Here is a 25,439-nt window from a genome sequence, read left to right on the forward strand (position 1 = left end):
ACGGCCTAGTGTTCACCGTCACGCTGAAAACATAACAAAAAAGCCGATTCCTGTCCCTGTTCAAAACGGCAGAACATAGGGAGGGGAGTCGGCTTTCTTGGTGCTATGGGGTCAGTGACTCGATGATTTTTTCAAGTTTCATGCCCCGGGATGCTTTAAGCAGGATGACATGCTCCGGTGTCAGATAAGGTTTGAGAACCTCAATGGCTTCCTCATGGGTAGACACATGGGTTCCGCCCGCTGCTTTGGAGATGAGTGACGATTTATCACCTACCGTAATCACAGTAAGCCGTTTGTCTTTAATATATTGGCCAACTTCTGTATGCAGCTTGTCAGATTGTTCTCCCAGCTCAAAAATGTCTCCGAGCACAACGACTTTTTTCCGGCCGGGATAAATATGCTCAAAAGTGTCAATGGCCACTTTCATAGACGTGGGGCTGGCGTTATAAGCATCATTGATCAGGATGCTGCCGTTAGGCCCAGCCATCGTTTGAAAGCGCATGTCCGAAATAGAAATGGACATCATGGTTTGTTGCAATGTCTCCAGGTTAATGCCCGACCGGTAGGCGATGAAGGCGGCGGGCAGCAGGTTGGAAATATTGTGTTCGCCAAACATGGGCATGAAACAGGAAACCGACTGGCCATCGACATGCAAATCGAAGAAGCTGCCATGTTCTGAAAAGGTGATGTTAGTGGCATAGATATCTGCTTCTTTCCTGATGCTGTAGGTATACACCTTGCCCGGATACCGGGGGGCTTGGCTCAGAACCAGCGGGTCGTCACCGTTGAGGATCACAAACCCGTCCGGATCCGTATGGGGCAACAATTCTCCTTTGGCTTCAGCAATTTTTTCACGCAGGCCAAAAAATTGAATGTGGGCGTCCCCAACATTGGTAATCACACTGATGTTCGGTTGGGCCATACGGGCTAAAAAATCGATTTCTCCAGCCTTGTTCATCCCCAGTTCCAGCACCGCTAGCTCATGGTGTTTTTTAATATGCAGCAGAGATAAAGGAACCCCCAAATCATTGTTAAAATTCTTATAGGTTTTATATACCTTAAACTTGGCGGATAACAGATGGGCAATCATATCTTTGGTTGTTGTTTTGCCGTTACTGCCGGTCACGGCAACGACTGGGAGGCTTAAGCGTTTCCGGTACCCGGTAGCCAATGCCTGGAAGGCAGACCGGGTATCTTCGTTAAAGATAAAGCTAACCCCTTGGTGTGTCTGGCGAAGCTGGGGATCGTCCTGGGAAACGAGGACTGAGGCGGCGCCTTTTTCAATCGCGTCATCAATAAATTGATGTCCGTCCCGGGCGCCTCCTGTCAGAGCCACAAACAGGGAGTGGTCTTCCAATTGTCTGGAATCGAAATGGACAAACTCAACCATGGCTTCCGGATCCCCCTGTAGCAACTGGCTCCCGGAAAGTTCCACCACATCCTTAACTGTCAGCATGTAGATTCCCCTTTACTTTTAGACTGAATAACTTTGGACACATTAACATTTTATATAATCAGCACGGGATTTTGGAGTTTTTTCTTTCTATTTTGGACCTAATTACGTAAAATATAATAGAACTTCATATAGGACTTCGTAAATTATATTCGTAAATTATTAGAATTAAGTTAGACTTTGGACTAAGGGGAATATGGGATGAATACACTGCTGTTGTTTTGTCTGCTGGCCTATTTGATAGGTTCCATTCCGACTGGTAAGATCGTTGCCAGCCTGAAAGGCATTGATATTCAACAGGTGGGAACAGGCAACATAGGCGCTAGTAACGCTTACTTAACGATGGGGAAAAAAGCCGGTTTACTCGTCTTGTTAGGGGACTTTGGCAAGGCTTACCTCCTGGTTGATCTGGCACTGCGTTACTTGTCTTTCGGGGAAACGTCTATTGTCGGTCTGTTCCTGATTTTGGGCAATATGAAATCCTTATTTCTCCGTTTCTCAGGGGGCAAAGGCATTGCCACCAGCCTGGGAGTGTTTTTGGCTACCGAACCACTGGTTGGGTTTGTGCTGGTGTTATGTTGGGGTGCCGGCCTGGTGTTTGCTAAATATATGTTTCTGTTTGCCATGATGGGCACGATGATTGTGCCTTTTACTTATTATAAGCTAACCTATGATCTTTTAGCCCTGTTCATCTCTTTCCTGATTTGCCTGCTTATTCTTCTCAAACACCGGAAAAATTTCAAATTGAAAAGCAGAAAAGGACCTGAGGTTCAAAAAATATAAATCTTGTTTTGCATGAACTTCTATATTGTCGAACGTCGTCAAATGTGGTAACATGATCTGTAATTGATTGAAAAGAAAACGTTTTCGAAACCAACATTTTCTTAGATGCTGTTTGGTTTGTAGGAGGAAACCTCTATGCCCACGACAATCAAAGATATCGCCAGAAAAGCGGGTGTATCAGTCACAACGGTTTCCAAAGCCCTGAATAACTATCAGGACATTAAGCCGGAAACCCGTAAAAAAATACTTAAAATTGCCAGAGAGTTAAACTACCAACCCAATACAACGGCCAGAAACCTGGTTTTAAGAAAGACCAATACCATTGGCTTGATCATATCAGGACTTAGCACCTCGCGTTCGGCTCACCATTTTCTATTTGATGTGATCTGCGGCATTAATGACCAGGCCTATGCCAAACAGTATGATGTCCTTTTGTATGGGACCAACTCTGAAAGCCAGAAAAAGATGTCGTACCTGGATTTGTGTTTGCAACGCAATTTTGACGGTGTGATCCTGATGGGTGTCAAAACAGATGATCCCTATGTCCGGGAAGTGGTTGAAGCCGACATCCCCACGGTTTTGATAGATGTGCCGATTGTCAGCTCGACCTGCGGTTACGTGACGACTGATAATGTCAAAGGAGCGGAAATGGCTGTTCAGCATCTGTTAGATTTGGGGCACCGACAAATTTTGATGATTAATGGCCACCGGCAGGCTTTTGTCAGTCTGCAGCGGGAGGAAGGATATAAGAAAGCGCTGGAAGCGAATGGCCTCTCTTACCGTGAAGATTATGTTGCCTATACCGATTTTGAAAGCGCTAGCGGGGGACAGGCAGCTGCCACACTGTTGCAAAAGCACCGGCAAGCAACGGCCATATTTTGTGCCAGTGATCTTATTGCTTATGGCGCCATCACCAGGTTGTTGGAAATGGGATGGCGGGTACCTGAAGATATATCCGTCATTGGCTTTGACGGGATTGAGTTGGGAGAAATTATGACCCCAGCCTTGAGCACAATCTATCAAAACCGGTATCTGATGGGAGCCTCCGCGGTTAATATGTTGATGGAATTACTAGAGGGAAACGAAGGATATTCCAGAGTTTTGGCTCCTACTCTCATTCAGCGTGAAAGTACGGCAGATCTGCTTAATCCGGATGGTCATGTATAGAATCTGGCTCACAGTGCTTTATATTTTTTAGGGATCTCAAAAACGTTTTCGAATATATCTCATCGCATCAAAAGTTGTTGAAAAAATTTGCTGTACAAAGAAAGGGCGAAGTATGATGGATTATCGCGTCTTGAAAGAGAACGATCTGTTCATTCTGACTGACAAAGATGGCAACATCCCGAATAAGGATAGAACAGAAAAAGGATTATATTACCAGGATACCCGCTTTTTGAGCATGTACCAGCTGGAGCTGGAGGGGATTGACTTAATTTTGCTCTCCTCCCGCTCAGAACAAAATTATCTTGGCACGGTAAGATTGACCAACGCTGAGACAAGAAGCGGTAATGAAATTGTATTGTGGCGTGAGTCTTTAGGTGTTCACCGAAAACGTTTTATATACAATGGTGTGTTTTATGAAAAAATCACTTTTGAGAATTATAACAACTTCCCGCTCACCGTCCGGCCCAAACTAAGATTCGGAGCGGATTATAATCATATGTTTGCGGTGCGTGGTTATTTGGAAGGGCGACGAGGTGTGTTGCAGGCCCCCGCCGTGACGAATGATGGTCTGATTTTGGGGTATGAGGGCAGTGACGGTATATCAAGACAGACAGTTATTCAAGTTGAGCCCTCTCCCAAGTCTGCTTCAGAGCAAGGGACGTTATCTTTGGAAGTTCATGTCAGGCCTGAGTCAACGGCCTCAGTCAATGTTGTCATCTGTCCAGTCATTGCAAACCAAGTGCCTGAGCGAGTCACTTTTGAACAAGCTCTGGACGCTCTGGAAGCCAGCTATGGGGAGTGGAGACAGGCCAGCACCAAAGCCTTTTCCGATTCGGAGCTGTTTAATAAGGTGTATGAGCGCAGCTTGCTGGATATGAGAGCGTTGTTGACTGATCTGGGCGAAGGCCGGTTTCCTGTCGCCGGCATTCCCTGGTATGCAGTGCCCTTCGGACGGGACAGTTTGATTGCGGCAATTCAACTGCTGTCTGTCAATCCTGATATTGCGAAGGGAACGTTAAAAACGTTGGCCAAATATCAGGGGCGGGAAGTCAATGCTTGGAGAGATGAGCAACCTGGAAAGATTTTGCACGAACTTCGTTTCGGGGAACCGGCCAATAACCACGATATTCCCCATACCCCCTATTACGGCACCATTGATGCCACTCCGTTGTTCCTGGTTTTAGCGGCGGAATACTACCGCTGGACAGGAGATATTGAGTTGATGAGAGAACTGTTGTCCCATTTAAAAGCGGGCATCAGCTGGATAAATCAGTATGGAGACCGGGATCAGGATGGTTTTGTGGAGTACTGTCAAGAATCCGGCAAAGGAATTGCCAATCAAGGCTGGAAAGATTCTGCAGATTCCATTGTGCATAAGAATGGTGAACTGGCCAGGGCACCTATTGCATTGGCTGAAGTTCAAGGGTATGTCTATGATGCCAAGACGAAATTGGCTGATGTGATGAATGATTTGGAAGAACATGAATTGGCTGCCCAATTGCGTCAGGAAGCAGCTGCTTTAAAACAAGCCTTTGCTGAGCGGTTTTGGCTGGAAGAGGAGCAATTTGTCACCGTTGCACTAGATGGTGATAAGAATAAAGTTGAAAGTGTGACGAGCAATCCGGGACATTGTCTGTGGAGCTGCCTGTTAACCAAGGAACAGGAAGAAAAAGTGGTTAAGCGTTTATTGGCCCCTGACATGTTCAGCGGCTATGGGATTCGCACCATGAGCACAACGAGCACCCGCTACAATCCGATGAGTTATCATGACGGGTCAATCTGGCCCCATGACAACTCTCTGATCATGTTGGGCATGAAGCAGCTGGGCTATGCCCGGGAGGCGATGGAGGTGGTTGAAGCGCTTCTTGAGGCAGCCAGCCATTTCGAATATCATCGCTTGCCTGAGCTTTTCTGCGGCTATGACAGGGAGGAAGAACCATATCCTGTTGATTATCCGGTAGCTTGTTCACCACAGGCTTGGGCTGCCGGAACAGTTTTTGTGATGTTGCAAACCATGTTGGGCATTCAGCCAGATGTACCCAGAGGTCTGGTCAGATTCTCGCCCTCCTTGCCTCCGTCAATCAACCGCTTAAAAGTAACAGATATAAGTGTGGGGCAGGGAACACTGGATGTGCTGTTGCTTAAAGATGAAGAAGGGGAAGTGACGGTTAAAATGTTAAAAAATGAAACCGGTTTGCAAGTGATGATCTGATCGCAAACCAGGGAGAAGCTTTGGGACTCATCCAACATGGATTGTAGGTTATTTACAGGATGAAGCGCCGGATCTCGATTACAAGGTAGCGGAACTGCCTTACTCCAAAGCGCCAGCCACATTCGCCTTTACAGTGGCATATGTGATGGGACAAAATTCTGCTCATAAAGAGGAAGCCTTTAAGCTGATTGAGTTCTTAACCGGTCCTGAAGCGCAACACATTACTGTTGAGGGAGGACTGGCTCTGCCTTCCCGCATGTCTCTGGCTGAAGACTTTATTGAGAAATATCCTGAGCGTAAAGCTTGGGTGCTTGGTGGGGATTACGCACGGCCTTATACCTTGGGACCCAACTTTGGCCGTAAGAATCAAATCTTTGATAACGCTGTAGAAGCTGTCTTTTTGGGCCAAAAAACGGCTGAAGAAGCATTGACTGAGGCCCAGCAGGAGATTGATGCCCTGAATCCTTAAACTTGAGGTGGAAAAGTGACAGTGGCACAGGGGAGAGTCTCTCCCCTTGCCCACCCCAAATATCCACAGATCCGGAGCTTGCTTGCATTAAGCTTATTTACCGGAAAACAGCGTAAAAGGCAGGTTGGCCCTGGCTTTTGTTTCAGGTCATTCATCTATGGCCTGGGGCAAGAGCGAGGGAATGATAACCTTTTCCGCATTGAGTGACATATGAGGTGAAAAATGATGATGCAAACCGGTCCTGTACAGCAAAACGTGTTTGTCCGGGTATACAAGAGACTGAGTTCCGAACGGATGGGTGAATTTTTAACAGGCTATGTCATGTTGATGCCTGCCGTGCTGCTCTTGGCCATTTTCTTTTTCTATCCGATTTTATTTGTCTTTTCCTTGGCTTTTCAGGACTATAACTTGCTGCGCAATGAGGGCATCTGGATTGGATTAGATCATTTCAGGCGTCTGTTAGACGATGGGGTGTTTCACCGTTCCCTGTACAATACGTTTTTCTATGTCATCGGGGTGGTGCCGGTACAGACGGCCATGGCGGTCCTGCTGGCTCTGATTGTAAATGCCAATATCCGGGGTAAAACCTTTTTCAGAGCGGCTTATTTTATTCCCTCCATCACCGCTTCGGATGTGGCGTCGCTGATATTCTTATACATCTATTCCCGCAATGGCATGTTAAATACTTTTCTGGGCTGGTTTGGTGTAGAACCACGCGTCTGGTTTGAAGATCCGGCCTTTGCTTTACCTTCAATTATGGTCATGAACATTTGGTCATGCGCCAGTATTTCCTGTCCATTCCGCGAGAATTGGAGGAGGCGGCCCGGATTGACGGGTTGAACCGGTTTGGCATCTTTTTCCGGATTGTTTTGCTCTTATCCAAACCTGCCTTATCAGCATGCACCATCTTTGCTTTTATGGGGGCCTGGAACAACTTTATGTATCCCTTAACCATGGCCAGAAAGCCGGAGATGCATGTCTTAACCGTTGGATTACAAAGCTTTCGCAACAATTTTTATACCGAGTGGGGCCCCATTTTGGTGGGAACGATTATCATGATGGTTCCTGTTTTGGTGATATTCTTGCTTTTCCAGCGCCACTTTGTCAGAGGGATCAGCACAACGGGACTGAAATGAGCAACAGAATAGGCCTTAAGAACTTTTTTTGTAAGAAGGGTGGCTGAAAATCGCTGTGCAAAAAGCTGTGGATGATGTTGTTCACAGCTTTTTCCTTTTCGTTACGGTATCTTGATTATTTAACCACAATTTATACACAACTTAACCACAAGGGAGTGTGGATAAGTAGAACGCTTGTTCTATATCTGCAGGCATGCTATAATCAAGTAAACTTTTTTTTGAGGTGAACCAGTGATGGATCGCTTAAGTGACCGGGGACTGATTGAGGCCTACAAAAAGGCCATAGAGATAAAATGCTCAGAAGACTTTTTGCACCTGCTGTTGGAAGAGATCCAGAGACGAAACCTCTTGCCCCTTGTGCTTTATCATTAAAATCCACCTTGCTCCGGTTAAACAGCTTGTGTTTAATCCTAACCGGAGAAGGTGGATTTTTTTACCGTATCAGAATTTATATCGTGTCAGCCAGATGTATGAATCGACGTAGTGGACACGATGACGTAGATAGATAAGGGCAACTAAGGCTACCGCACTGCGCCTAACGGCTTGGCGTTAGCCAAGTTTTCTTTAAGCCTGTGCTTGTCCATGTAGTGTTTTCAGCACAATAGGGATCTCTTCTTCATCAATGGTGCGGAAGTCAAGAATCAGGTGATCATCCATAATACGGCCCACCACTGGAAAAGGGGATGTACGCAGCCGTTTGCTAAAGGCGGAAATCGAACGGTCAACAGAAGACGTTAACTTGACACCCCAGGATGGGAGTGTGACCTCTGGCAATGTTCCGCCTCCTACCTCAGATTCAACTTGAATCAGTTCGGCGGTAAATATGGAACTGTCCACTTGATTAATAAATTGCTCCGCTTTAGCTTTGATTGACTCTTCAGCTTGCAAGATCATGCGCAAGGTGGGAATTTCCTCCTTGGCCTGTGCTGGGTTGAGATATGCCTTCAGCGTGGCATGCAGGGCTGCAAGAGTAAACTTGTCCACACGCAGAGAGCGCATCAGCTGATTTTTTTTCAGGCGCTTAATGTATTCGGCTTTGCCGGCGATAATCCCGGCCTGGGGCCCTCCCAAAAGCTTGTCTCCACTGAAGGAAACAAGATCTATCCCTTCCCGGAGCACATCCTGCACCGTCGGCTCGTTGCCGATCCCGTACGGGCGGAGATCAAAGAGTACACCGCTGCCCAAATCTTCAAAAACCGGCAGGTTGCGTTGGTGGGCCAGTTGAACCAGCTCGTGTCCCGGGACAGATGCAGTGAAGCCTTTAATGACAAAATTGCTGGTATGCACTTTCATGATTAAGCCTGTCCGTTCACTAATGGCCCGTTCATAATCATACAGGTGAGTTTTGTTCGTGGTACCCACTTCTACCAGATTGGCTCCGCTTTCACGCATGATCTCAAACACCCGGAAGGAACCTCCGATCTCAACCAATTCTCCTCTGGAGACAATGACTTCTTTATTGGTGGCCATCTCTTTTAAAACCAAATAAACAGCCGCTGCATTATTGTTACATACCAGAGCCGCTTCTGCACCAGTTAAGTGGCAGATCAATTTTTCCACAATGTCGTGCCGTGATCCCCGGGTCCCTTCCACTAAATTAAACTCTAAGCTGGAATAATAGGTGGCCACTTCCGTCAGAGCCCGCTGGGCTGCTTTGCTTAGTTTTGCCCGCCCCAAATTGGTATGCAGTACCACCCCGGTCCCGTTGATCACTGGTTTTAACGGAGAGTGGAGCAACTGTTTGATTTTCATTGCCAAGGTCTGTATGATCTCTTGCTCTACGGAAAAGTCTGCTGGTCGTGTCTCTGTTAAGATTTTTTGCCGCACCTGTTCAACACTTTTCTGGCAAAGCTGTGTCAGTGTTTCTTGATCCAACACCTGACCTTCATTTAGCCGCTGAACATCAGGCAAGCTCAGCAGTTCATGAATGGCAGGAATTTGGCGCAACAGTTGTTGTTGAGTGGTTGTTAACATAGTATCCCCCTTCAGCTTGAAGTGGTATGATGTAAGGGATATCCCATTGTTTTAGATCCAATCTTTCCTGTCGTCGGTTATTATTATATAATAATAAAAATGTAAAAGGAAAAAAGATAACTGCAAAACATAGATTTGCACCTGAGAAAGGATGATTGTCAATGGGTAAGGAGCAGGTCAATCATAAAAAATACGAAAACATTCGTTTTGATATACAGGATGAGAGCGTCATTCTGGTTGACATTTTGGAAACGATTCCTTATGAATATGTGGGCAAGCGGACAGAGGTGACCATTCCAACCAGTGAATTCACGTCGGTTTGTCCTTGGTCTGGGTTGCCAGATTTTGCCGAAATTGAAATTACGTACATTCCCAGAGAAACCTTGATTGAAATGAAATCCCTGAAGTATTACCTCACTTCTTACCGCAATGTGGGGATTTACCAGGAGCATGCCACTCAGCGCATTTTACACGATTTGGTCAACGTATGTGACCCGCTGATGATGAAGGTAGAAGCTCATTGGAATGCCCGCGGGGGATTAGGCACCCGCACGGTCGCCGAATATGTCGCTCCTGATGCAGAAGGAACAGAGCAGCAATAAGGAGGGGAAGGATGAACTCACAAGAGATTCGCCAAGCCCTGGAGAAGGAAAGCCAAAAGCGGGGGTGGCAAACCCGCTGGGACAGAGACAAGGAAAAGCTGGAGGTGCGCTTTGATGAAGCCCATGCTCCCTTTGAAGTCTCCATCCCCAGGGTGGTCAGTCGTATCAGACAGGAAAAAGCAGATCCACAGCAAGTGTTGAACGATATGATCCGTCAGATTCAAATTGTGGTGGAAGCAGCCAAACAACGGGAAACTTTGTCTTTGACAGGAAAAGATGAGTACGTTTATCCTGTGATGCGCAGCACCTCTTTTCCAGTGGAAACATCGGACGGAAAAGCGCTTGTCTATGCTGAGCATACGGCTGAATCGCGGATTTTTTACGCCTTGGATTTGGGTCAAAGTTATACGTTAATTGATACTGGACTGCTCGAAGAGGCGGGGTGGTCCCAGCAGGAACTAAAAGAAAAGGCGTTATTTAATCTGCGCGGTTTAACACAAGAGGCTAAGCTGGATGTGGTGGCCGGCAACCATTTTTACTTTATCAGCCCGGGTGACGGTTATGGTGCCAGCCGGATATTGAACCACTCCCTGCTCCAGATGTATGCGCAGAAGGCCAAAGGGGAATTTTGCCTGGCTATTCCCCATCAGGATGTGTTGGTGATGGCTGATATCCGCAATGATGACGGTTATGACATTTTGCAGCAGTTGACACTTGCTTTTTACAGGCAGGGGGATATGCCAATCACGATGCTTCCTTTTCAGTATAAAGACGGTCAGATGGAACCCATTTTCATTTTAGCTAAACGGAAACCGGTGAATGGAAAACGGAAAAAGTAAGGCGGCCACTAAATGGCCGCCAATTTTATTGCCAAGAATGTTTTGCTGTGTTTTTATCCAAACTAAAAAAGACACTAATAGGTTGGTGGTGAGGCAGGGTGTATGCTTATTTGAAAAGAATGGCCAAGTGGTATTTGGCTCTTCTGTTTAAGCTGGACATCGTAGGTCTGGAACATGTGCCGGAAAAAGGGGCAGTGATTGTGGCGGCCAATCATATCAGCAATCATGATCCTATTGTCATCGGTTATGCTTTGGAACGTCCCATTCATTTTCTGGCTAAGAAAGAGTTGTTTCGCTTTCAGTGGTCGGCCTGGCTCTTTCACAAGTTGCATGCCATCCCTGTTGACCGTCAAGGCGGCTCGGTGATTAGGGCTGTTCGCCGTGCTCTGGCTGTGCTTGAGCGTGCCGAAGTCTTTGGCATTTTTCCGGAAGGCACCCGGTGTAAGGAAGGGGAAGAGGTCAGGCCCAAAAAAGGAGTGGCTTTTTTTTCCTGTAAAACGGGAGCGCCTGTCCTTCCTGTTGCCATTATAAGAGGAAAAAGGCGTCTGAGAAGGCATCTGACTTTGAGGATCGGTCCGCCGATTGACATCAGCCGGTTTGACACACGGGATTACCAAGTATTGGCTGAAGCGATTATGAAAGAAATCCGACAGTTAAAAGCTGAACAAGGAGCAGGTAAGCGGGCCTGGAAGCCTGAGCCCGTTTAAAGAGGAAGAGGGTGGTATTGTCCATATGCCTTTATTAATAAAAGTAAGGGAAATGATCAATCAAAATCTATCTTTTTTCATAGTATGAATGAAAAGAGAATGGTCAATTTGCTGCTTATCCAAATTAAGTGTTAAGAAAATTTAAAGATTCTCTTAAATGGAAGGTAGTCTCATTAAGGAGGTGCAACTGTGTTTCATTCCTTTCCATATCATCCTCCCAATCAAACGACCGTAGCTGTATTCGTTAAATCCTCAGTCATTAAGGCACTGAATGATCAGCGTGTAAAGGAACGGATTGACTTTCTTCGTCAGGCAAACCAGCAAGTAAGGACCAACTTATACTTTTTTGCGATGCCCGATGTAGATTTATTAAATAAACAGATCAAGGGAACATATTATGATGATCAATGTAAAATGTGGAAACAAAAGGTATTCCCTTTTCCAGTTGTTTTATATCAACGTCGGTCAAACGGTAAGAAGCAGGTTCAAGCATTTTTTCGGAGGTTAAGAGAAAATGGCGTCATCTTTTTAAATGCACAGGGCGATTTTAACAAATGGGATGTCTATCAAAAATTAAGTAAAAACGAAGATATGAAAGAATATTTACCTACCACTGTCTCATTTACAGGGATAAATGATTTAATGTATATGTTTGAGCATTTCGATAGGGTATATGTTAAACCACATGTAGGAAGATACAGTAGAAAAGTCATTCTTGTGGAAAATAATACAGGAGAGGGGTTTAAGTATAGTTACTATGGTAATAGCTTGAAGGGAGGTTCTGCAAAAACATTAGAAGAGTTGGATCAAAAATTACATCAAATATGTGGTAACAAAAAACTGCTCATTCAGCAAGCGATAGAAAGTCAATGGAGGCATGATGATCGGATCGTGGACTTCAGGTCCGAAGTTCAACGCAATGGGAACGGTGAGGTGGAGGTCGTCGCTACGTCTGTACGTGAAGCGGACAAGTGTGTACCTATAACCAGTACAAGAGCTAATACCAGTGTATACTCGCTGCAAACGTTCTTAACAGAATGCCTTCAATATTCGAAACAAGATAGATTCTTTTTGGAGAAGAAGATAGATGATTTTTTAATCAATGTTTTTTACCATATTGAACGTTTATACGGAAAATTTGGGGAATTGGGCATCGATTTTGTGATCGATCCTAACGGGAAGATGTTTCTGATCGAAGTCAATGCCAGATCCGCCAAACAATCGTTAATTCAGTCATATGACAATCCTACAATCAAAAAAGCTTTTATCAATCCGTTGGAATATGCAAAATTTCTGCATTTAACAAGCTTCAATACGGAGGTGTAGATAAAAAATTCTTAACCATCAAGAAAAAAAGATGAAGATCGTCTTTGTTAGCCCTGGGAAATTTTCTGTTCCACCAGTCATCGGTACATCTGTGGAACATGATATTGAAATGGTGGGTAAGTCTTTATATCCCCATCATGTTGTGATTTATACACGTAAGTGTGAAGAATATCCGGTGTCTACTCAGGAGGGGCATGTTGAATACCGCCGTTTCACTTACCATCATTGGCGAGATTATTTACAATTAGTGCTTGAAGATTTAAAGAGATTTCACCCAGATATTATCCAGGTGGAAAACCGTCCTCAATATATTTCAATCATTAAAAACCATTTTCCTCATACACCTGTCGTTCTCAATATGCACTCGCTTACCTTCATATCTTCCAGACTGATTTCAACAGAAGAGGCCAATCATGCCATGGGTCAGGTGGACGCATTGATTACAAATAGCCGCTTTCTTCAAAGAGAATATGAGGAACGATTTCCACAAGTAGAAGGAAAGACATACGGCATTCATTTAGGAATCGCCCCAGAACATTACCGTGCTGCAGAAAAGGCTAAACAGAAATTACGCAACCTAAAAAACATATATGGGATACAACAAGGCGATAGAGTGCTACTTTTTGTTGGGCGTATCATCAAAGGGAAAGGTCTTCACCATCTGATTAACGCCATGCATCAAATACGGAATCGGCATGAAAGTGTAAAGTTACTTGTTGTCGGCAGCCCCAGGTATGGGCGTAACACATCCACACGTTATTTCCGCAGGATTAAAAAGGAAGCGAAACGATTAAAAGATTGTATCATATTCACCCAATTTATAAAACCGGAAGACATGCCTTATATGTATCAGTTAGCCGATGTGGTGGTGACGCCATCGACCGGAAAAGAGGCATTATGTCGAGTGAATTTGGAAGCCATGGCCTCAAAGAAGCCGGTGGTGACAACTGATAGTGGTGGGATACCGGAAATCGTGATAGATAACGAAACTGGGTATGTTGTACCCATAGAAAATATATCTGAACAGTTACCTCAAAAGATCAATAAGCTGCTACAGTCTAAAACGTTACGAAAGCGCTTTGGAGAAAATGGGCTGGCTCGTGTAAAGGATTTTACTTGGGAACAGACAGCCAAAGCATACGTTAACGTGTACCGGAAACTTATCAAATAATTAAAAGAGCCTTTCAATAAGGCTTTTTTTATATGTAAATCTCACTTCTATTATCCTATCAAATGCCTCTTTTTATGAAACTCATGCTAGAGCCCAGAACATGTCCGTTTTTATTACCGTACAAATAGATTAACACGTTTAAGCGTGTGAAATTATTTTCAACAGATTAATGATGTTGGCAAAGAAGGGGTCTTGATGAATAACATGTATCTTTCAGATCGTACTACAATTGCTGTTATTGGACTCGGTTATGTTGGTTTGCCGTTGGCCATGTTATTTGCGAAGAACGGATTCAAAGTCATAGGTTTTGACCGCGATTTACAAAAGCTCGCTTATTTACGACAAGGAAAAAGTTATATAGATGATGTTTCCGATAGCGAGGTTCACGATAACCTCAATAAAGGGACGTTCGAGGTAGCGGGACAATATGAGAAAGTCCGTCAGGTGAATGCATGTATTCTTTGTCTTCCAACTCCACTTAATGAACACAGAGCCCCGGATTTGAGTTATGTTCAAAGTGCGATCCGGGACATGTCAGCCCATGTTTCACCCGGACAGCTGATCGTATTGGAAAGTTCCACGTTCCCGGGTACGACAGAAGATGTTGTACGTCCCTTACTCGAAAAGAATGGTCATAAAGTAGGAGTTGATATTTATCTCGGTTACTCACCAGAACGTATTAATCCGGGTAATAAGGAGTATGATATCGCTGACATCCCCAAGGTGGTTAGTGGAGTGACTGATCAATGTAAGGAGAGAGTCACTCAGTTATATGGCCAAGTATTTACGAAATTGGTACAAGTATCATCCCCAACAATTGCAGAAATGACAAAGATCTTAGAAAATGCACAACGGTTTGTCAATATTTCTCTGATGAATGAACTCGCCATTTGTTGTGAGCAGATGGGAATCGATATATGGGAGGTTATTGAGGCAGCAAAAACGAAACCGTACGGTTTTACCCCATATTATCCGGGCCCGGGTATCGGCGGCCATTGCATACCGGTCGATCCCCTGTATTTCTTATGGAAAGCACGTCAGCATCATCAAAATGTCAAAATGATCGAAACAGCAAAAGATGTCAATGATAAAATGCCTGACTATATCGTTCAACGTATTTTGAAACTGTTGATAAAACGGAACAATGACATGCGTGACAGGCATGTGTTGCTTGTGGGCATGACCTATAAAAAGGATGTAACTGATGTCCGTGAATCGGTTTCGATTCCCATATTCGAAAAATTACTCAAGCAAAACATCATTGTATCCTATCATGATCCACTGGTTAAGCATGTGAACGTAGGCAATCAAACGTATACCAGCGTGGCCTTGACAAGGGGTCGACTGAAGAAGAGTGATTGTGTCGTGATTTTAACGGATCACAGTTTCCTGCCGTATGATGACATCATTCAATTTGCGCCGCTTGTATTTGATACAAGAAATGCGATCAAGGAAACGTATGCGCATGTGATGCGGCTGTAGAGACCGGGGTAAACGAATGTGACCGGAAGGAAGGGATTAATATGGCTGATGAGGCCCTTTTTACAGTGGTCATTCCCGTATACAACCGAGAGAAGATGATCCGCAAGGCAATAAAAAGTGTGATTCGCCAAACGTACCCTTATTGGAAGCTGCTTATTATCGATGATGCGTCGACGGACAGAACCATACAGCGCATTAGACCGTTTCAGAATGATAAACGAATTCAAGTGATTTCATTAAAAGAAAATGTCGGTCTGGCCAAAGTGTTAAATATCGCTCTCGAACAGGTGGACACTCCTTATTTCGTTCAACTAGACTCGGATGATTGGTTGGAGCCCTGTACGCTGGAGGAATTGGCCAAAGCAATTAAAAAAGCAGATCCTCAAACAGCACTATTTTACGGAAACTGCAAATTTAGACGAAAGAAAAATGGAAAGTGGAAAGTAACGAAATATATTCGGCATCGTTCATTTACGGATAAATATGATTTTCTTCAATATTTAACATATTCCCCGGTACCACGCTGTTTTAGAACGGAGGCTTTGCGTGAGACAGGAGGATGGGAGACCGATGATCCCTATGAAGGGAGAATCATGTCTGATCGCCGCATATGCCTCAAACTCATCGAAAGATACCCGTTTTACTGGATTGATCAATATTTGTATAACTGCCGCAGACATCGGGACCGACTTACGAATAAGGATTCCAAAGAACAAAGGAATGAATTGCGGAAAATGGTCATTGAGTATTATCTGAAAAAATGGGGAAACCACTACAGACCGGTATATACAAAGAAGTATGGATACTTGAAAATCAAACGTTTGGAGAAAGTGGAATAAATAAACAAAAGAAGGGAGGGGATATTGTGACGGTTTATCTTGTCACCGGTGGAGCAGGGTTTATTGGCTCCCATATTGTTCATGCCTTAGTCCAACGAGGAAAAAGGGTACGTGTACTGGATGATTTATCGACTGGACATAAACATAATCTGCAAGATGTGCTGAGTGATATTGAACTGATTAAAGGCGATTTGACTGATGCCCGGACAGTTAACAAAGCCGTACAAGGCGTAGACGTGATTTTTCATCAGGGAGCTGTTCCTTCTGTCCCAAAATCGATAAAAAATCCGCTGCTGAGCAATGATGTCAATGTATCCGGCACAGTCCAACTGTTACACGCTGCTGTTAACAATGGCGTTGGACGGGTCATTTATGCTGCATCGTCATCGGTCTACGGAAATTCAAATGTATTACCGAAACGAGAAGATATGCCAGCAAACCCATTATCTCCTTATGCTGTAAGCAAATATGCAGGTGAATTATATTGTAAAGTGTTCCATGACGTTTATGGTCTGGAAACGATATCGCTTCGCTACTTCAATGTGTTTGGACCAAAGCAGGATCCTCAGTCTGAGTATGCAGCTGTGATTCCTAAGTTTATTCAAACCATGATTCGTAACGGGTCCCCGACTATATTTGGTGATGGCACTCAGTCTCGAGACTTTACCTATATAGATAATGTTGTTTTGGCTAATCTTTTAGCCTCACAAGCGCCTCGGCTTCGAGGAGAAACGGTGAATATTGGTTGCGGCGAAAGCACAACGTTAAATCACTTAGTTCACATGATCAACACGATTTTAAATAAACAAATCACACCTCGCTATGCTGAAGAACGTCAAGGGGATGTCAAGCATTCATTGGCGGATTATCAACATGCCTATCAGATCATTGGTTATCAACCGATTATCTCTGTAGAAGAGGGACTGAAGCGGACAGTAGAGTGGTTCAAAGCGCAAGAATAAGAGGCGCTTTGATTTACGGGAGGGCATGAGAAAATATGACCTATCACTTTTTGTATCGTAATGGGTTTCTCATCACAAACCGACCATTATCTAATAAAATACCTGACATTCTGCATTGGAAGGAATTAAACGTTGCAGGGTATTCGATTTATACAGACGAGACCGTGGATGTGTATCATCGTCGTTACAATGATGTAGATATTGTACTTATCGGGATCGTGTTAAATCCGTTTTCGAAGATAAGTAATCCTAAAAAAATTTTAATCAACCTTTGTCAAAAATTCGCCTATTCAAATGACAGGTTTTTTGACTATCTTGACATGTTAAGTGGGAGGTTTGTCATATTTATACGCTCGAAAGCCCAATCTTACATTATTCATGATGCAGCGGGCAATCGCTCAGTCTTTTACGATATCAGTGACACCAATCACGTTTTCGTTTCATCCCATGCCCAACTGATTGCAGACCTCAAACACTACAAAATAGATGCTGATATAAGGAAATTCATGGAAAGTGTTGATTTTAAAAATCATCTTGACAGTCATTTGCCAGGGGTTTTAACGCCTTATCAAAATATTGATTTGCTCACTCCCAATACGTTGTTAGATTTAAACAAATATAAGGTCAAAAGATTTTTTCCGCGAGAACCTTTATTGGGTCAGAAAGTAACCGATCAATTGGCAGAAGAACTAGGGGCTTTGTTTACCAATCAAATGGACTTATTAAGGAAAAAATACAAGTTGTCTCTTTCATTAACAGCAGGGGTTGATAGCCGCCTAAGCTTAGCTGCAGCAAAAAAACACAAAAACAGCATCCATTATTTCACCTATACAACGGATATAAAAAAGTCATTGGAAAAAGACGCACAGGCAGCTCAAAAATTGTGTCATCTTCTCAATCTTCACCACCAGGCAATCGAGTGTAATCAACAACCTGACAAAGAATTTTTCAACTTATACGTAAAGAACAGTGCTTACTTGGCTTCGTGGAAACGGGTATTGATTGGGAAGGGATTATACTCCGTCTATCCTAAAGGATTATTGCATGTGAAATCGAATGTATCTGAAATTGGCCGGGCGTTTTATAGAAGAAAATATGATCTTCCCAACAAGATCTCTGCCGATATATATGCCAGTTTATACCCCATTAAAGGTGATCGCACATTTATATGCAATGCTTTTAAACAATATATTCAACAAACTGAACTAAATAGTCAAAAGATATTCAACTACGATCCATATGATATCGTCTATTGGGAGTATCGGATCGGAAATTGGCAAAGTCTTGTGTTACTTGAAACGGATATTATACACAACACCTATATATTATACAATAATCGATCCATATTAAAAAAATTACTCAGTGTTCCATTAGCCGATCGGATCAATGATACATTATACATTCAAATGATCAAACATATGTGGCCGGATGTCTTACAAATACCTATCAATCCACATAAAACAATCAAAAGAAAAAGATTACGTTAATGGAGGGCTGATCAAGGGGGAAAATCTTATGCCCCGAAAGGTAAAAATATTATATTTCACCGTCAACCGGAGGAATTGGTTACATGAACAAAGTGAATATTTTAAATCCTTACTAGTAAAGCATCCTGATGTTGATGTTCATTTTGTTGAAGATGGGGGAGATATTAAGGAATTACTAGCTAGATTAGACTTAACTCCTGACTTTATATACATTGATCACAATCTTCCAAGAATGAAACCCATTACAGGCTTAAATAACATTCCTGTTCCGAAAGGCGTATTGGTGGATGTTCTTCATCATAAAACAAGACGGTTCCGGACTTTAATGAATGACAAATGTATTGACGTCATTTTTGGGTTTTACCGTGATGCTTTTGCACGTTATTTCCCTGAGTATGTTAATCGGTTTATATGGTTACCGCGCCATGTCAATCCGCGAATATTTAAAGATTACGGTTTAAAAAAAGATATTGATTATTTACTGATGGGGCGGGTCAACAAAGATGTTTATCCATTTCGTCACAAAATGGTTCGCAAAATGAAATCCATAAAAGGGTTTGTTTACCATGAACATCCCGGTTATCGCTATTTTAGTAACAGAGAAAAAGGCGAAGTCTTTATTGGCAAGAAATATGCCCAAGAAATTAATCGGGCCAAAATATTTTTAACGGACGGCTCTTTATACAAATACCCGGTTAGTAAGTATTTTGAAGTGCCTGCCTGCAACACGTTGTTGTTAGCAACAGGATCACAAGAGTTAAAAGATCTGGGGTTTATAGATGGGGAGACGTTTGTACAAATCGATAAGCATAACTTTTTAAAGAAAGCGAAATATTACCTTAAACATGAGGACGAAAGAAACGACATCTCAAGAAGAGGATATGAAATGGTCAGGGCTCGTCACACGACGGAGATCCGGGTCAATGAATTCGTCCAGCATGTAAAAACATTTTTAGGGATGTGAAGCAATTGATATTATCGGATTTTGAAGGAGGATGTAAAGATGGATTCATTCAAACAAAATGTCATTGTCACTGGGATTCCAAGAGGGGGGACAACATTAACGGCCGCCCTTATAGATAGTTTAACGAATAGCATATGTTTAAATGAGCCTAAATGGCAGGAAAAATGGTTACGTGAAACCATAAAACATGATCAACTTGTTGAACGATTAATCAACGATTTTGCCATGATCAGAAAAAAAATAATAAATGGGGAACCTGTCCTTGATCATCGTAAAAAAGATGGTTCTCCACCAACCAATTATTACAGTAACGCTCACCAAAATAAAAGCAAAAAACGAAAAAAAGATAAGAGTATTAAGCAACAACCAACAGTGTTTAACATTGATAGTAAAGATTTCCTGTTAGGTATTAAACATTGTACACTCTATACCGGCCTTTTACCCCAATTGATCAAATCGAATGAATTCTCTATGATTGCCATCACAAGGCATCCCGTACAAACGCTTTTATCCTGGCATTCGGTAGGCAGGTATCGAAGAAATAAACCGCAGGCGGTTGCAGCTCATTGGCCAGAATTAAATAAGATCATCGCCACAAAAGATGATCAATTAATTAAAAATGCCAAAATATATGATTTGTTTTGCCAAATGTATCTAAACAATCGCCATCACATTCGAATAATCAAATATGAAGACATCATAAAAGGCCCATCAATCTTTGAAAAGCTGTTTCAGCGGAAATTTGAAGAAAAGGTCAAGATAAATACCAAAAAAAGGAGTCCCCATTATGATTATTCTCTTGTCGACAACATTAAAGAAAGCCTGTATCAGCATGCTCCTCATACGTTAGAGTTGTATTCTTTAGATGATTAATAATAGGTTTAATTGTGTATGATAGGTATTTTGAAAGGAGTGAGGAGGTTGACATCTCAGTTAGCCACTAAAGTAACGGCCATTATTAAAACATTTGAACGACCTCATTGTCTGAATCGGCTAGTTGACAGCATTAAGAAATATTATCCTGATTTGCCTATTATCGTAGCAGACGATAGTTTGAAGCCAGTTCCACGTAGCGATGTCGAGTACCATATTCTCCCGTTTGATAGCGGATTACCAAAAGGGCGCAATTTTCTAATCCAACAAGTGAAGACCCCTTACGTGTTGGTCCTTGATGATGATTATTGTTTTATTGAAGAAACAAAGATTGAAAAGCTTCTTGATGTACTCGAGAACTCTGATATCGATATCGTGGGTGGCCGGCTTTTGGAGAAAAATCATGTAAGAAGTTTTCATGGGAAGCTTATCCGTAGAGGGACTAAACTTCGAAAAGTTCGTAAGTCAAATGGAAAACAGTATGGCTGTAGGTTATATGACTATATTAATAATTTTTTTCTGGCGAGGACCGAAACATTACGCAAATACAAGTGGGATGAACAATTTAAAACAGGAGGGCAGCATATTGACTTTTTCCTCAGTTACAAAGGAAAGATAAAAGTCGCCCTTCATCCAGAAGTATTCATCTATCATTTTAGAGATCGAACGGATGATCGTTATAAAAAATACAGGAAACGTGCGAAGGAAATTTATAAGCCTCTGTTTTTAAAAAAACATGGGTTGTCGGAATATAAAACGGCCAGGGGATTACTTCCGCTAAAAACAGTACAAAAACACTTGAGTTCAGAAACAATTGAACGGTTTTCGCTCAAATTATAAACATGTGCTCAATGAAAGGGAAATTCAGAATGGATCTGGATAACATCATAAAGCAAGGACATTTTGATTTGCACATACATTCAACGGCTTCAGATGGCGTGTATACACCGGAAGAGCTGGTTAAAAAAGCGGCGAAATCAGGTTTGAAAACCATCTCCATTACAGATCATGATACACTGGCAGGTATTGAAGAAGCAAAAAAAGCGGGTAAACGCTATGGTGTGCGAGTGATTCCCGGGGTAGAACTGAGCACGAAGTATAAGGGAAAAAGCATTGATATTTTGGGTTACAATGTATCAACTTGTGGTGAATTGACTGAAACTTTAACTAAGCTCCGTGAAGGACGCTATGAGAGAGCGTTGCGAATCATTGCTCAGTTCAATGAATTAGGGATGCCTCTCACGCTGGATGATGTAAAGAAGTTCAGTCAGGACGGTGTCATTGGCCGGCCCCATATTGCCAGAGCGGTTGTCCACAAAGGATATGTGTCCGATTATCAAGAGGTATTCGATCATTACTTGGCAGACGGGAAGCCCTGTGCGGTCAATAAAGTGACGCTGTCTCCCCAGCAAGGCATCGACTTGATTCATCGTGCAGGAGGAAAGGCTGTTTTGGCTCATCCTGTTTTCATCGGAAACGATGAATTGGTTCGGGAACTGCTGCATCTCTTTAACTTCGATGGGATTGAAGTATGGCATCGTGAGCATCGTACAGAAGATCAAAGGCGGTATCAGAACATGGCACATGAATTCAAGCTGGTGATGACCGGGGGATCCGATTTTCATCATGATCAACATCATTTAGGTCAGTTTCGATAAACGACCGACAACAAGATGTGGACAGAAAACAACGGGGTGACGTTGTGAATATAGAGATTGTTTTAGTAACTATCATCATTGTGTTTATGTGCGTCACGTTAATGAAAGAATGGCTGGCTCCGTATTTGACGGTTTTTATTTCCCTGGCATTGCTTGTGTTATTGGGTATCCTGACACCTGAAGAGGCTTTTATAGGGTTCTCCAATCCAGGCGTCATAACGGTTGCACTTTTATTCATTATCGGATCTGCCGTTCATAAGAGCGGTGTGTTGTACCGCTGGGTGGTACACCTGTTGGGAAAAACGAAATCCCTGTCATTGATCCTCGTTAAAATCATGTCATCTGTTTCCTTTCTCTCTGCATTTATGAACAATACACCGATCGTCACGATACTCACTCCCATCCTCCAAAGCTGGTGCTCCAAGCATCACCTATCCCCTTCTAAAATATTAATACCGTTATCGTATGCTGCCATTTTGGGTGGGACCATCACATTGATCGGAACCTCAACCAATTTAATCATTCATGGATTGTTGCAACAAAAAGGATTACCAGGATTTACGATGTTTCAATTTATCTATATTGGTATACCACTGACCATCGTTGGCCTCATATATATGGTTGTAACCGGTCAGCACCGCCTGCCTGAACGAACGAACATGATGGATACGTTTCATCAATCCAATAGAGATTGGATTGTTCGATTTCGGGTACCGGAACATTCCGAGCTCATAGGTCAATCGATAAAAAGTGCACAACTAAGGGAGTTAAAAGATGGCTTTTTGATTGGTGTTGCACGCAGAAAACGAATGATCTTACCAGTATCGAATCAAGAAGTGATTCAGAGCGGCGACCGATTGATTTTTGCTGGTGATCCTCAAAGCATCATAGAATTGGCGAGAACGAAGAACATGATCCTGGAAACCAAAAGTGAGGAGCATGTCACGTATGAGAACGGACCTTTCTCATTAGTAGAAGCGGTTATTTCATCGACGTCCCCATTGCTCCATAAAAAGGTAAAAGAAAGTCATTTTCGCTCCAAGTATAACGCTGCCATTATTGCTGTACGCAGGAACAATAAAGATGTCACATCAGGTATAGGGGAAATGGTATTCAGACCGGGGGATGTGCTCCTTTTAATAACAGGGAAGGACTTTGGCAAGACTTGGTCTGATTCTGCGGATTTTCATATTGTTTCTTCCGAAAATCTATCATTTGCAAACGACATAGACATATTTGCTAAATCAAAAATTGTTATCGCAACTTTAATTGGAGTGATCATACTTTCGGCTTTTCAAATGATGCCTATATTATATGCTGCTTTACTGGGCGTACTCATTCTCATTTTAACGAAATCTATCACGCCTGTTGAGGTCAGAAGCTCTGTTGATATCGGCATTTTGATCCTGATGGCTTCTTCCATTGGAATCGGTCAAGCTATTGAAAAAACTGGTTTATCATCTATCATTGCCGGTGCTATCCTCCAAACTGAAGCCATTTTCGGTGTGTTTGGGGTCGCGCTGTTCATTTACATTTGTACGAACATTCTTACCGAAATCATGAATAACATTGCTGCAGCGGCATTCATGTTTCCGATTGGATACTCTGTCGCTATAACTCAGGGAATCGATCCGATGTTTTTTTCTATTATTATTGCTATTGCTGCTTCTTGTAGTTTTATCACCCCGATTGGATATCAAACAAATTTACTGGTTTATGGTCCAGGAGGATATCGATTTACCGATTACATGAAAGTGGGCTTCCCATTGAGTATATTGTGTATGATGGTTACAGTTATCATGGCCATCGTGGTTTGGGGGTAGAAAGTAGACAGGAGAGGGGAGAATATCCATGAATAATGATCAAGAGACACAGAACATCACTTGGCATAACACTTAACTCAGTAAAGAATGGGTGCAAGAATCAGTTGCTCGAATTTGCACTTATATCAGCTCATTGTTATGAGGAGAAATACGGAAAAAACAATCTACTTCTTTAAAGGAAGGGGTGTACGCATGTCTATACAACCCCATGGAGGCAAGCTTATCAATTTGAAGGCATCTGAAGAGGAAAGAAAACTGTTATTGGCTCAATGCCTGATCATGAAGAAAATACAAGTAGAAAACAGGGTTATTTCGGATATTGTCCTTTTGGCTGTAGGTGCTTATAGCCCATTAAAGGGATTTATGGGTAAAGAAGATTACGAGTCTGTTGTTTCTCATATGCAGCTTTCTAATGGTAAGTTATGGCCGATACCTATCACATTTCCGGTTTCTAGGGAAGTTGCCGAAGACATTGAGGAAGGATCCCAAGTTGCTATACTTGATAACCAGCTGCAATATATTGCAGTTTTGAAGGTGGAGGAGAAATTTTCATATAGTAAGGAAAAAGAAGCCCACCACGTCTTTCAAACAACGGATATCAATCATCCGGGGGTGGCTCATCTTTATCGTCAGGGTGATGTATTATTAGGAGGGCCAATCCGTTTGATTCAACTCCCCAATATGCCTTTCCAAGAATATCATTTGGAGCCCGAGCAGTCAAGGAAGTACTTTCAGGAAAAGGGATGGAATACGGTCACTGCCTTTCAAACACGAAACCCTATTCACCGCGCCCATGAGTATATACAAAAATGTGCCTTGGAAATCACGGATGGACTCTTCATTCATCCGCTTGTCGGAGAGACGAAAAAAGATGATGTGCCTGCGGATGTGCGCATCAAGAGTTACGAGGTGCTTTTGGAGCATTATTATCCTCAAGAAAAAGTATGTTTATCTGTCTTTCCGGCAGCCATGCGTTATGCGGGCCCTAGGGAGGCGGTCTTTCATGCCATTTGTCGTAAGAATTATGGATGTACGCATATCATTATCGGACGTGATCATGCAGGGGTAGGGAACTATTACGGAACCTATGATGCCCAAGCACTGATCAAAAGTTTGCCTGTCGAGGAGCTGGGAATCACTCCGTTGTGTTTTGAACATGCGTTCTATTGCCAAAAGTGTGAGGGAATGACTAGCTATAAAACATGTCCACATGAATCAGCCCATCATGTGTTTCTCAGCGGAACCAAGGTAAGAGAGAGATTGCAACAAGGGCTCTCTTTACCACCAGAATTCACAAGACCACAAGTGGCACAAGTTCTTAAGGAAGCATATCAAAAGAGGAGAGTCAGCAGGAAATAATAAAAAAGTTTCCAGCTTTCAGCTTTAAAGTTCTGCACCTATACCGTATGACCTGCTTAATGAAATGGTTCAAAGTTGTCCTAAGAGGGTATGATCAAACTTAGAGATTCAGGACGCTTTGATGTAGGGGTATTGGCATGGTTTCTATTTAGT

General features: G+C 42.9%; 23 protein-coding genes and 1 pseudogene. 22 read left to right on the forward strand and 2 right to left on the reverse strand.

Annotated features, from left to right (window positions below; genetic code table 11):
• Window positions 1-103: 103 nt before the first annotated feature.
• A complete protein-coding gene (locus tag J2S00_RS08705; protein ID WP_307338232.1) occupies window positions 104-1,456 on the reverse strand; it encodes a UDP-N-acetylmuramoyl-tripeptide--D-alanyl-D-alanine ligase in 1,353 nt (450 codons plus the stop codon).
• Window positions 1,457-1,654: 198 nt separating this feature from the next.
• Here J2S00_RS08705 and J2S00_RS08710 point away from each other — a divergent pair, with 198 nt between their 5' ends.
• From J2S00_RS08710 to J2S00_RS08740, 7 genes and pseudogenes are all read left to right on the forward strand, one after another.
• The gene (locus J2S00_RS08710; RefSeq protein ID WP_307338234.1) at window positions 1,655-2,236 is read left to right on the forward strand and encodes a glycerol-3-phosphate acyltransferase; all 582 of its coding nucleotides are present in this window, start codon (window positions 1,655-1,657) and stop codon (window positions 2,234-2,236) included.
• A 135-nt stretch (window positions 2,237-2,371) separates the two neighbouring features.
• The gene (locus J2S00_RS08715; protein ID WP_307338237.1) at window positions 2,372-3,403 is read left to right on the forward strand and encodes a LacI family DNA-binding transcriptional regulator; all 1,032 of its coding nucleotides are present in this window, start codon (window positions 2,372-2,374) and stop codon (window positions 3,401-3,403) included.
• A gap of 115 nt (window positions 3,404-3,518) precedes the next feature.
• The gene (locus J2S00_RS08720) at window positions 3,519-5,615 is read left to right on the forward strand and encodes an amylo-alpha-1,6-glucosidase (RefSeq protein WP_307338240.1); all 2,097 of its coding nucleotides are present in this window, start codon (window positions 3,519-3,521) and stop codon (window positions 5,613-5,615) included.
• A 37-nt stretch (window positions 5,616-5,652) separates the two neighbouring features.
• Window positions 5,653-6,084: pseudogene (locus J2S00_RS08725) on the forward strand (type 2 periplasmic-binding domain-containing protein); the annotation flags it as partial.
• Between the two features lie 225 nt (window positions 6,085-6,309).
• Window positions 6,310-6,924, forward strand: a complete 615-nt coding sequence (locus J2S00_RS08730; RefSeq protein ID WP_307338246.1) for a carbohydrate ABC transporter permease — start codon at window positions 6,310-6,312, stop codon at window positions 6,922-6,924.
• Complete coding sequence (locus J2S00_RS08735; protein ID WP_307338249.1) at window positions 6,861-7,220, forward strand: carbohydrate ABC transporter permease; 360 nt, start codon at window positions 6,861-6,863, stop codon at window positions 7,218-7,220. Before J2S00_RS08730 ends, J2S00_RS08735 begins: the two co-directional genes overlap by 64 nt.
• Window positions 7,221-7,454: 234 nt before the next feature.
• Window positions 7,455-7,592, forward strand: coding sequence for a sporulation histidine kinase inhibitor Sda (locus J2S00_RS08740; RefSeq protein ID WP_307338251.1), 138 nt, complete (start codon window positions 7,455-7,457; stop codon window positions 7,590-7,592).
• A gap of 192 nt (window positions 7,593-7,784) precedes the next feature.
• Here J2S00_RS08740 and selA read toward each other — a convergent pair whose 3' ends face one another.
• On the reverse strand, window positions 7,785-9,194 hold the full coding sequence (gene selA / locus J2S00_RS08745) for an L-seryl-tRNA(Sec) selenium transferase (protein WP_307338254.1): 1,410 nt from the start codon (window positions 9,192-9,194) through the stop codon (window positions 7,785-7,787).
• Between the two features lie 161 nt (window positions 9,195-9,355).
• Here selA and queF point away from each other — a divergent pair, with 161 nt between their 5' ends.
• The 15 genes from queF to sat all read left to right on the forward strand — a co-directional run bounded on the left by queF (window position 9,356) and on the right by sat (window position 25,286).
• The gene (gene queF / locus J2S00_RS08750) at window positions 9,356-9,796 is read left to right on the forward strand and encodes a preQ(1) synthase (RefSeq protein WP_307338257.1); all 441 of its coding nucleotides are present in this window, start codon (window positions 9,356-9,358) and stop codon (window positions 9,794-9,796) included.
• Between the two features lie 11 nt (window positions 9,797-9,807).
• Window positions 9,808-10,635 carry a DUF1444 family protein gene (locus J2S00_RS08755; protein WP_307338260.1) on the forward strand — a complete coding sequence of 276 codons (828 nt, stop codon included), beginning with the start codon at window positions 9,808-9,810 and terminating at the stop codon, window positions 10,633-10,635.
• A gap of 119 nt (window positions 10,636-10,754) precedes the next feature.
• Complete coding sequence (locus tag J2S00_RS08760) at window positions 10,755-11,342, forward strand: lysophospholipid acyltransferase family protein (RefSeq protein WP_307338263.1); 588 nt, start codon at window positions 10,755-10,757, stop codon at window positions 11,340-11,342.
• 189 nt (window positions 11,343-11,531) lie between these two features.
• A complete protein-coding gene (locus J2S00_RS08765; protein WP_307338266.1) occupies window positions 11,532-12,668 on the forward strand; it encodes a YheC/YheD family protein in 1,137 nt (378 codons plus the stop codon).
• Between the two features lie 31 nt (window positions 12,669-12,699).
• Window positions 12,700-13,839, forward strand: coding sequence for a glycosyltransferase family 4 protein (locus J2S00_RS08770; protein ID WP_307338269.1), 1,140 nt, complete (start codon window positions 12,700-12,702; stop codon window positions 13,837-13,839).
• A 195-nt stretch (window positions 13,840-14,034) separates the two neighbouring features.
• Window positions 14,035-15,321 (forward strand): nucleotide sugar dehydrogenase, encoded by a 1,287-nt coding sequence (locus tag J2S00_RS08775; protein WP_307338272.1) that lies wholly within the window; start codon window positions 14,035-14,037, stop codon window positions 15,319-15,321.
• Window positions 15,322-15,362: 41 nt separating this feature from the next.
• Window positions 15,363-16,160, forward strand: coding sequence for a glycosyltransferase family 2 protein (locus J2S00_RS08780; protein ID WP_307338275.1), 798 nt, complete (start codon window positions 15,363-15,365; stop codon window positions 16,158-16,160).
• Between the two features lie 26 nt (window positions 16,161-16,186).
• Window positions 16,187-17,122 (forward strand): SDR family oxidoreductase, encoded by a 936-nt coding sequence (locus J2S00_RS08785; protein ID WP_307338278.1) that lies wholly within the window; start codon window positions 16,187-16,189, stop codon window positions 17,120-17,122.
• A 35-nt stretch (window positions 17,123-17,157) separates the two neighbouring features.
• The gene (locus J2S00_RS08790) at window positions 17,158-18,609 is read left to right on the forward strand and encodes a hypothetical protein (protein WP_307338280.1); all 1,452 of its coding nucleotides are present in this window, start codon (window positions 17,158-17,160) and stop codon (window positions 18,607-18,609) included.
• Window positions 18,610-18,637: 28 nt separating this feature from the next.
• On the forward strand, window positions 18,638-19,573 hold the full coding sequence (locus J2S00_RS08795) for a glycosyltransferase (RefSeq protein ID WP_307338283.1): 936 nt from the start codon (window positions 18,638-18,640) through the stop codon (window positions 19,571-19,573).
• A gap of 39 nt (window positions 19,574-19,612) precedes the next feature.
• Window positions 19,613-20,446, forward strand: a complete 834-nt coding sequence (locus J2S00_RS08800) for a sulfotransferase domain-containing protein (RefSeq protein ID WP_307338286.1) — start codon at window positions 19,613-19,615, stop codon at window positions 20,444-20,446.
• A 48-nt stretch (window positions 20,447-20,494) separates the two neighbouring features.
• Window positions 20,495-21,286, forward strand: a complete 792-nt coding sequence (locus J2S00_RS08805; protein ID WP_307338289.1) for a glycosyltransferase family 2 protein — start codon at window positions 20,495-20,497, stop codon at window positions 21,284-21,286.
• A 29-nt stretch (window positions 21,287-21,315) separates the two neighbouring features.
• Window positions 21,316-22,104: a PHP domain-containing protein gene (locus J2S00_RS08810; protein WP_307338292.1), complete on the forward strand. Its 789-nt coding sequence runs from the start codon at window positions 21,316-21,318 to the stop codon at window positions 22,102-22,104.
• 101 nt (window positions 22,105-22,205) lie between these two features.
• Complete coding sequence (locus J2S00_RS08815; RefSeq protein ID WP_307338296.1) at window positions 22,206-23,927, forward strand: SLC13 family permease; 1,722 nt, start codon at window positions 22,206-22,208, stop codon at window positions 23,925-23,927.
• A gap of 192 nt (window positions 23,928-24,119) precedes the next feature.
• Window positions 24,120-25,286: a sulfate adenylyltransferase gene (gene sat / locus J2S00_RS08820; protein WP_307338299.1), complete on the forward strand. Its 1,167-nt coding sequence runs from the start codon at window positions 24,120-24,122 to the stop codon at window positions 25,284-25,286.
• Window positions 25,287-25,439 lie beyond the last annotated feature (153 nt).

It is taken from the genome of Caldalkalibacillus uzonensis, assembly GCF_030814135.1.
Classification (GTDB): domain Bacteria; phylum Bacillota; class Bacilli; order Caldalkalibacillales; family Caldalkalibacillaceae; genus Caldalkalibacillus; species Caldalkalibacillus uzonensis.